This is a genomic window from Streptomyces rectiviolaceus (assembly GCF_039533825.1).
In the GTDB taxonomy this organism is placed as follows: Bacteria; Actinomycetota; Actinomycetes; order Streptomycetales; family Streptomycetaceae; genus Streptomyces; species Streptomyces rectiviolaceus.
Genome location: NZ_BAAAUG010000237.1, coordinates 1 through 8262, shown reverse-complemented (window position 1 = coordinate 8262; position 8262 = coordinate 1). Strand labels below are relative to the sequence as shown.

The 8262-nt window shown below is 68.6% G+C and carries 7 protein-coding genes; 3 read left to right on the top strand and 4 right to left on the bottom strand.

All coding sequences use genetic code 11. From position 1 onward, the window contains the following. Positions 1–487 precede the first annotated feature (487 nt). From ABD378_RS43150 to ABD378_RS43140, 3 genes are read left to right on the top strand one after another with little or no spacing between them, the layout of a single operon-like run. A complete protein-coding gene (locus ABD378_RS43150) occupies positions 488–1588 on the top strand; it encodes a bifunctional DNA primase/polymerase (protein ID WP_344530846.1) in 1101 nt (366 codons plus the stop codon). Beyond that, positions 1585–3111: a DNA primase family protein gene (locus ABD378_RS43145; RefSeq protein WP_344530844.1), complete on the top strand. Its 1527-nt coding sequence runs from the start codon at positions 1585–1587 to the stop codon at positions 3109–3111. The genes ABD378_RS43150 and ABD378_RS43145 overlap by 4 nt, the downstream gene beginning before the upstream one ends. Further along, the gene (locus ABD378_RS43140; RefSeq protein WP_344530842.1) at positions 3108–3509 is read left to right on the top strand and encodes a DUF6009 family protein; all 402 of its coding nucleotides are present in this window, start codon (positions 3108–3110) and stop codon (positions 3507–3509) included. Before ABD378_RS43145 ends, ABD378_RS43140 begins: the two co-directional genes overlap by 4 nt. 41 nt (positions 3510–3550) lie before the next feature. Here ABD378_RS43140 and ABD378_RS43135 read toward each other — a convergent pair whose 3' ends face one another. The 4 genes from ABD378_RS43135 to tap form a co-directional block, all read right to left on the bottom strand. After that, positions 3551–3751 (bottom strand): ferredoxin, encoded by a 201-nt coding sequence (locus tag ABD378_RS43135; RefSeq protein ID WP_386542710.1) that lies wholly within the window; start codon positions 3749–3751, stop codon positions 3551–3553. Between the two features lie 5 nt (positions 3752–3756). Then, a complete protein-coding gene (locus ABD378_RS43130) occupies positions 3757–4806 on the bottom strand; it encodes a cytochrome P450 (RefSeq protein ID WP_425583981.1) in 1050 nt (349 codons plus the stop codon). A gap of 391 nt (positions 4807–5197) precedes the next feature. Continuing rightward, positions 5198–5755 carry a telomere-protecting terminal protein Tpg gene (gene tpg, locus ABD378_RS43125; RefSeq protein ID WP_344530838.1) on the bottom strand — a complete coding sequence of 186 codons (558 nt, stop codon included), beginning with the start codon at positions 5753–5755 and terminating at the stop codon, positions 5198–5200. 3 nt (positions 5756–5758) lie between these two features. Further along, positions 5759–7966 (bottom strand): telomere-associated protein Tap, encoded by a 2208-nt coding sequence (tap, locus tag ABD378_RS43120; RefSeq protein ID WP_344530836.1) that lies wholly within the window; start codon positions 7964–7966, stop codon positions 5759–5761. Between the last annotated feature and the right edge of the window lie 296 nt (positions 7967–8262).

Below are 8262 nucleotides of genomic sequence, written 5' to 3'. Positions count from 1 at the left end.
GCGACTGAAGCGACCGAACTTCCCTATATATGAGTCCATCTGTGAGTGTGCGTGTGTGTCATATATAGAAGCCTTCAGTCGCTTCAGTCGCTGTTGGGTTGGAAATACCGTCTCTGACCTGGAGGAACTTTCCCAGCCGTCGGCCAGCGACCGAACGCCCTTCAGTCGCTGGCTCGCTGCGTCAGTCGCTCCCGGCAGACCGCACGCTCGACTTCCGCTGGAGCAGGAGACGACTCCTGCTGAGGGAACGTATAGAAGAGCGGTTCGGTCGCTAGGGTCGCTGTCCGGCGACCGAACCCTCCCCGCAGAAGGGCTCGATCGCCGCCCCGCCCGGGTGGCCCTCCTGCAACACCTGACCGTCCGCCCTCAGCCGGCCCTCCCGCCACAGCGCCAACTCCTTTGCGCCCTGCCTTCCACCGCCTCAGCGAAGACATTCGCTAGTCTTTGTCCTTCGTTGAGTCGCTTCGGTCGCTGATAGGGGAAGAGGATGTCTTCTGAGCTGCGGTTTCCACGCGGCGACTCACGGCAGCTCACGGTTCAATCCTCAGTCGCCGACCTGCCGCGGGCTGCCGCACTCTGGTGTGTCCGCCGCGGCTGGCCTGTGCTCCCGCTCTCTCCCGGCCGCAAGACGCCCGCAGGCAACTGCCCCGACTGCCGCACGAGTTCACACACACCCGCCCAGTGCCCCTGTTTGCCACTGGGCCGTTGGTGTCACAGCTTCCACGCGGCAACGCTGGACCACGACCGCATCAAACAATGGTGGGCAGCACACCCGGACTTCGGCATCGGGGTGTCCTGCGGCCCGGCCGGCCTGATCGTCATCGACATCGACGCCCACGCCGCTGAACCGCCCGCGCGCGACCGCATCCTGCCGGGCATCCCCATCGGCGACCAGGTCGACCTCACCGGCTTGGCCAACGGCTTTCACACGCTCGGGGTCCTGGCGGCGCTGCGCGGCGCCACAAGCCCCGACAAGGACACCTCCACGCTGCGCGTCCGCACCCCTTCGGGGGGCATGCACGTCTGGTATCGCTCCGACCGCCGCTGGCAGTCCTCCGTCGGCTCCAGCACCGGCCGAGCTCTGGCCTGGCAGGTCGACATCCGGGCACACGGCAGCTACATCGTCGCGCCCGGCACCCGCATCCCCAACGGTTCCTACACCCCGCTCGGCACGGTCAGAGACCCCGCGCCGCTCCCGTCCTGGCTGGCGCACGAACTCGAACGCACCGGGCACCTGCCCCCCGACATCCCCGCGCCCAGACTGGTCCCCCCACGGGCCCGGCAGGCCGTCGCCGCCGCAGGCACCGGAGCCAACTCCCCGCTGCTCGCCGGGATCCTCGCCCCTGTCCAGGCGTGCGGCCGGCTCGCCGAAGGCGCCGGATTCTCCGACACGCTCAACCGAGCCGCCTACACCATCGGTGGCCTCCTGGCCGCGGGCCGGCTCACCCAACAGGAAGCCGAGGAGTGCCTGAGGGACACAGCCGTCCAGGCACGCCCCGGACAGGAGCAGCGCATCGACGCCATCATCCGCAGCGGCCTCGCCGCAGGAACCGAGCGGCCCCTCCACGACAGCGGGCGGCAACCGTGACCTCCCCCAGGCCAGAAACACTCTTCGAGTTCAATCCGGAAGCCGTCGCCGCCCAGATCCGCGCCCAGGGCAGTGCAGCAGTCCCCGCCCCCGCACGGGCCTCCACTCCCCCGGCCCCGAACAGCGCAGCGACCGCAAACGGTCTCCTGCCCGACACTCTCTCCGACCGAGGCAACGCCAAGCTGTTCGTCAAGCTGTACGCCAACGACTACCGGCACGTTCCCGGCATCGGCTGGTACCGGTGGGACACCACCCGCTGGCAGATCGACGAGGACGACAGCGTCCAGTGGGCAGCGGGCGACCTCGCCGAGGCCATCGCCTCCCATGACCCCCGCGGCCTCTTCACCACCACCGCCCTGCAGAGCCACCGTCGGCGCGCACTGTCGACAACCGGCATCAACGCCATGCTCAGCCAGGCCAAGTCCGCCCCGGGCATGGTGCTCAACGCCGCCCGGCTGGACGCCGATCCCTACGCACTGTGCACGCCGGACGGCATCATCGACCTGCGCACCGGCCTGAGCAAGAGCCCGGACCCCAACAAGGACTTTCACTCACGTTCCACCTCGGTCGGCCCACGGTCACAAGCCACCCCGCGCTGGCAGAGGTTCTTGACCGACACCTTCGGCGACGACACCGAAGGCCTCGAAATGATCGACTACCTCCAGGTGTTGCTCGGTTATTCGGTCACCGGCGACGTCGGCGGACAGATCCTCCCGTTCCTCTTCGGGTCGGGCAAGAACGGCAAATCTGTCCTGCTCGATGTCCTCATGAAGATCCTGGGCGACTACGCCGATGCCGCACCACCCGGCTTCCTCATGGCCCGCCCCTACGAAGGCCACCCCACCGACCTCGCCGAACTCCACGGACGCCGCGTCATCGTCTGCTCAGAGGTCAAACCCGGCGACAAATTCGACGAAGCCCGCGTCAAACTCCTCACCGGCGGCGACCGGATCAAAGCCCGCCGCATGCGCCAGGACTTCTTCAGCTTCGAGCCCACCCACAAGCTCTGGCTGCTGGGAAACCACCGCCCAGAAGTGGGCACCGGCGGCTTCGCGTTCTGGCGCCGAATGCGGATGATCCCCTTCGAACGCGTCGTCTCGGACGACCGGAAGATCGACAACCTCGCCGACATCCTCGTCACCGAAGAAGGCGCAGGCATCCTCGGCTGGCTCATCGACGGCGCAGGCCGCTACCTCGCGGGTGACCGCGACCTCACGGGCCCCGAACGCGTCCGCATCGCCACCACCGCCTACGCGGAGACCGAGGACCACACAGGCCGCTTCTACGAGGAAGCCTGTGTACTCGGACCGGAGCTGCGCGCGGAACAGACCTCCCTCTACGCGGCCTACAAGGGGTGGTGCCAGAATGAAGGGGCACCGGTCATGTCCTCACGAGCCTTCGCCGCCCGCACACGCGAACTCGTGGGCCTGGCTTCGCCCAAGGAGATGATCCTGTCGAACCAGCGCAAGCACTACCCCGGTATCGGACTGCTCACCGACCAGGAAAGGGACGCCACCGCATGAGCTCCCTGATCACTGAGGACGAGATCAGCCACGAGACCACCTTCGTCTGGCTCGAAGACATCGACCGGCTCGACTACATCCGCCAGAGCCTGGACCGCCTGCCCACGCGCAAGGGGAAACCCGCCTACCACCGCGACGGACGCATGGTCGGCTACGCCGTGCTCGGCCCCACCGCCAAAGCATCACGCGCATCCGGCACCTTCCGCCGCCGCGTGTTCTGGCTGCTGCCCCACGACCGCGACAGCCAGCCAGAGGGCCTCTATGCCACCGGCGCCCCTGCCGAAGCAGTGGATCCCCGTACCCTCAAGCCGTGCGTCAAGGGGTACAAGACCGAGCGCTCAGAAGGCGGCCCGCCCTCCGCGACGATGGAAGAAATGGGCATAACGCTTCCGAGATGACCCCAGCGCGAACCCCGTCGAGAGCCCGTCAGTGAGGGGGGTCAGTCCTCGTGCAGGAGCGACACCGCGCTGACGGGACAGGCCCGTACCGCTTCCTTCACCATCGGATGCACCTCGGCCGACGCGTCCTGGCCGGGAAGCACCACACTGAACCCGTCGTCGTCCTGCGTGAACACAGTCGGTGCTGTCAGAGCGCACATACCCGCGCCGACACAGCGGTCTACGTCTACCTCGATCTTCACCTTGCTCACCACGCAACCGGAAGCTCGACCAAGCCCTGGACCGTCGAGGTCGCGGGCTTGCAACGTATCTCCTCTGCAGGGACCGCAAGCCGCAGCCCCGGAAGCCGTTCGAACAGACACCCAAGAGCGATCTCGAGTTCCACGCGCGCGAGTTTCTGGCCCAGGCACTGATGAACACCGAGCAAGATGATGCCCTCGCCGGAACGGATCGTGTGGCCCGCCACCGCGATGTCCTCGACAGCGACCCGCAGCATCCCGTCCGGCACCGGCAGCTGCCGCAGGAGTTCCTCCGCCACGACGTCCATGGTCGTGTCCTTGGCCTGCAGCGCCGTCAGCTGCTCGGGATGACGCAGCAGCGTGAACGCCCCGAGCGAGATCATGCCGGCGGTCGTCTCATGCGCCGCCAGCAGCATCCCCGACAGCGCGATCAGTTCATCCCTGCTCAAGGGGCCGGCCGGGGTGTCCAGGTGCATCAGATCGTCGAGCAGTCCCTCGCCCGGCTCGCGCCGCTTGTGGTCGATCAACTCGCCCATGTACTGCTCGAGTTCGGAGCACCCCTCGAAGGTCTTGTGATCACTGTCGGGCACATCCAGCAACGCGCAGATCATCATCGAGGGCATCGGCAGGGCGAAGGCGGAGACCAGCTCCGCCGGCGGACCCTGCCGCTCCATCGAGTCGAGCAGCTGGTCCACGATCCGCTGGATGCGCGGTCGCATCGACGCGTTCCGCTGCAGCGTGAAGTGCGGGATCAGCAGCCGCCGCTGAGCATTGAGCTCCGGGTCGTCGAAGGAGACCAGCGGCACCCCCCGCGCCCGGACCTCGGCGAACTGCTCGCTGAGCGCCGGAAATCCGGGTTGCGCACGGTCGCAGGACAGACGAGAGTCGGCGAGCAGTTCACGCGCCAGCGCGTGCCCGGTGACAGCCCACGCCGACCGACCGTCGTCAAGGGTCACCCGGCCCAGCGGCTGGTGGGGCCATCCGCGCCCCTGCGGGAAGGACATATGCGTGTCCCGCGCGTCCGCGGGGATGGGATCCCGAACGATCAGGTCGTCCATGATGCACCTCATGGGTCGAATCGCCTCGCAATCGCTCGACAGCGGCGACGGAGCCATTGGTTCCAGGCACCTTCGGCATCAGCCGATGCGCAGCACACCCACCCAGGACACCGAAGAACCAGCAACTCCGCACGGTCATAGGGCTACGACCGCGCCCCGTAGCGACTATGACGGCACGGCGCCCACGCCGCACGCTGCACGGACGCCCCCTGAAGCAGACGTCCAGCGCAGGTCGAGCAGGCCTCCAGAGGAAGTCCAGGACGCCAACGCTTCAACTGCGTTCACCATGGCAGTCGCTGCTGCCCCGACCATGCCGACGGCCGCCGAGCACGGCAGCTACCCCCTGATCCAATCCAGGCCCAGCACTCGCGGGCTGTGAGGGGCACGGCCTCTACAGGTCGAACTCCAGGCGCTCGACGTCGGTGAAGCGGACCTCTTCCAGGGAGCCGGCGCGGCGCCCGCCGTCCTGGAAGTACACCTCCCTGAGTGCATCGGCGGCGATCTCCCGCAGCCGGCCCTCGCCTGCTCCCTGCTGCTGGGCCTCGAAGAGGCGGGCGGCAAACCGAGGGGGCAGGGCGACGGTCAGGTCCCGCATCCGGGCCTCGTCAGTCGTCCCGATCGGCGCGGTGTACCCGAGCCGGGCCCGGGTATCGATGACGATGCCGTCCGTCGTCGCCGCCTTCATCCGGGCCCTGGCCCTGATCTGCGGCTGCCACCGCTTCTCGACCTCGCCCCGCAGCCGGGAAGCGAGATCCGCGCGAGGCTTCTTGATCTGGTCCTTCACGTACCGCTCCACGGTGCGTTGGGAGATCCGCAGCATCTGGGCGACCGCCTTGGTGCCCTTGAGTTGCTTGACCAGGTACCGCATCTGCGCGCCCGCCGACTTGGGGATCGGGCGGGTGAATGCCTTCTGTACCGCTTGGTCCAGACCGTCTCCGAACATGCTCATCGTCTACTCCCCGTTGTCCTGGTCGGTGACAGTGCCGTCCTTGATGTACCGGGCGAGGTTGAGCTCCGGGGCATCGAACTGCTCCCGCACCCCCTCGCCCCACAGGACGCTCTGGGTGCCCTCCCACTTGACCAGGCCAGGGTTCACACCGAGCTTGAAACCGCCGGGCAGCGGCTTGCCCTCGCGGTAGGGCAGGAAGTCCAGCGGGGACTCGCCGTCAACCGCGTATACGACGCAGTCGGAGAGGATCGCGACCGGGTACTGCCCGGTGAACGCCGCGTGCTTGACCACCTTGCGGTGGAGGTTGATCCGCGTGCGGGAAATGACGGCCGCGCGGATGTCGGGGCGCCAGGTGGGCCGGGACAGGGCCCGCCACGGCTGGCCGGGCTTCCAGCCCTCGCCACGCGGCCGCTCGCGCAGCTTGCCCAGGCCGCCCTTCACGGTCGCCTTGACCGCGGACACGACAATCGCCAACTCCGGGTCGCGCTGCCGGTAGCCGTCCATCGCCGCCAGGAACTCCTCCGGCGAGGCGTTGGCGCTCACCCCGAGGTCGGCCATGGTGGCCAGGTAGGCGTCGCGCAGCCGGTTGTACCAGCCGTCCAGGTAGCGGCCGTTGTCGTACCGCACCCAGGCCTCGACCGGCTCCACCGTGTAGCCCAGCTCCACCGCATACGCCACGGTGGGCGTCGCGTACCAGGCCGGTCCCTGCGGGCGCTCGCCCTTCGGCGTGAACGGGCTGGGCAGCAGGCTGGCGTCCAGCTCGACCTGCTCCTTGCCCACCTTCACCCTCGACAGGTCGATGTGACTCAGATCGACCAGCCAGGAGCCGGGCAGCTTCGCATCGAACACCGGCGCCTTCACGTGCGTCGGTGCGCCGAGGCCGACGACCAGGCCGTTGGCTCCGGCCGCGAAGGCCATGTTGACGTCGAGGCCCACCAGGTTCGCGTGCATGCACTCGTCGTCGGTGAGCGGCCGCGCCCAGTCGTAGGCCTCCTCGAACAGCTTCTGGTCCGGGCCGCGGACGTGGAAGCGGGGCAGGCCGGCGAGCAACGGGTGCCCGTCCGGGGCCTCGCACGGCGCGCAGTCCACTGAGTCCGCCCCCAGTGAGCCCGGGTTGTGCTCGGAGTGCCGCTTACCGTCCGCGTCGGGCTCGGAGGCTCGGGTCGGCGGGTGCAGGGCAGTCATCAGCTCCAGGCCGGTGACGGCAGCCGACCCGCGCGGCGTCATGACCCGAGTCGAGTACGTGCCCAGGAGTTGGGCCAGTTCCGCAGGCGGCAGCTGCCCGGCCCGGCCCCAGTGGCGGGTGTCCAGCGCGTTCCACGACGGGATGCACAGCTGGACGCAGGAGCGTTGTGAGCCCTGCGCCGGGCGGTAGATCCGCGCCCACGGACCGAACCCGCGCTTGGTCAACTGCCATTTGGCGCGCGCCAGTTGTTTGATGACCTTGTGGCCCTCCGGGATCCGCCCGGCGATCCGCTCCTCGTCCGTAAGGCTGAGGGGCAGTCCGTAGCGCTCCAGTGCGGCCTCGGTGAGCACGAGCAATGGATCGGCATCCTTGCCCGGTCCGGCCAGCTTCGGCGCCCCGAGCCTGGCTTCCTGCAGTGTCCAGTCGACCAGGGCTGGGAGCGATTTCGCGGGCACGTCTAGGACCAGGCCACCGAAGCAGTACGCCGACACGTGCCCGTCGATGACGTCGATGACCGCGAGCGGGCCGTTCTCAAAGCGCGGATCGAGGCCCGCAGGGGTATGCGCCGGGGCGGCCTTCTTGGCGCCCGTCCGATTCGACGTCGACGACGGCCTGGCCGTGTTTGTGGGACGCGGCGCGGCCGCCGGGGCCGAACGAGTAGTGGGGCCGCCGGTCTGGGTGCTCGTGTCTGCGGATGTGGTTGCAACATCCGGTACCGGGGGGCCGGCCAAGGTCTCGGGCACCGCCGCGTCCGGGCCGGGTTCGGCCGCGTTGGTGGGGGCGGGGTAGAGCTCTGCGAGCTGGTCCAGCAGTCGTGCGTACGCCTCGCGCTCCGGGCCGCGCGGCTCGGTGGGCTTCTTGCTGGACTCCCAGCCGCTGACGGTCGCCCGCCGCACGCCCAGAGCGCCGGCCACCTCGTCCAGCGTCAGGCCGTGAGCTTGGCGCAGCCGCTTGCGCTCCTCCGGCGGCGGCAGCGGGGCTCGGGACGCGACCAGCGCATCGATCCGGTCGAACAACTCGGACAAAGGGCACCTCCTGACTGGCACCCTATCCCACCAACCGTACCGATGACGCTCATTCACCGTACGCATCGCGTACGGATGGCATAGCGCCCAGCTAAAGTCACGGCGAAGAGGTTGGAGCCACTGTCATTGGCTCCGGCCCACCCCGTGGCGCCTTGGGCGGATGACCTCGCCCGCACGTAGGAGGCGACCCGATCGTGCGTGTTGTGCCGCAACGGCCGCCTTCCCGGTCCGGCGTGTTTCGCTGGGCAGCGTATGCGCGGTCCTCAGTCGCTCCGGTCGCTGATTTCGCCACGAGT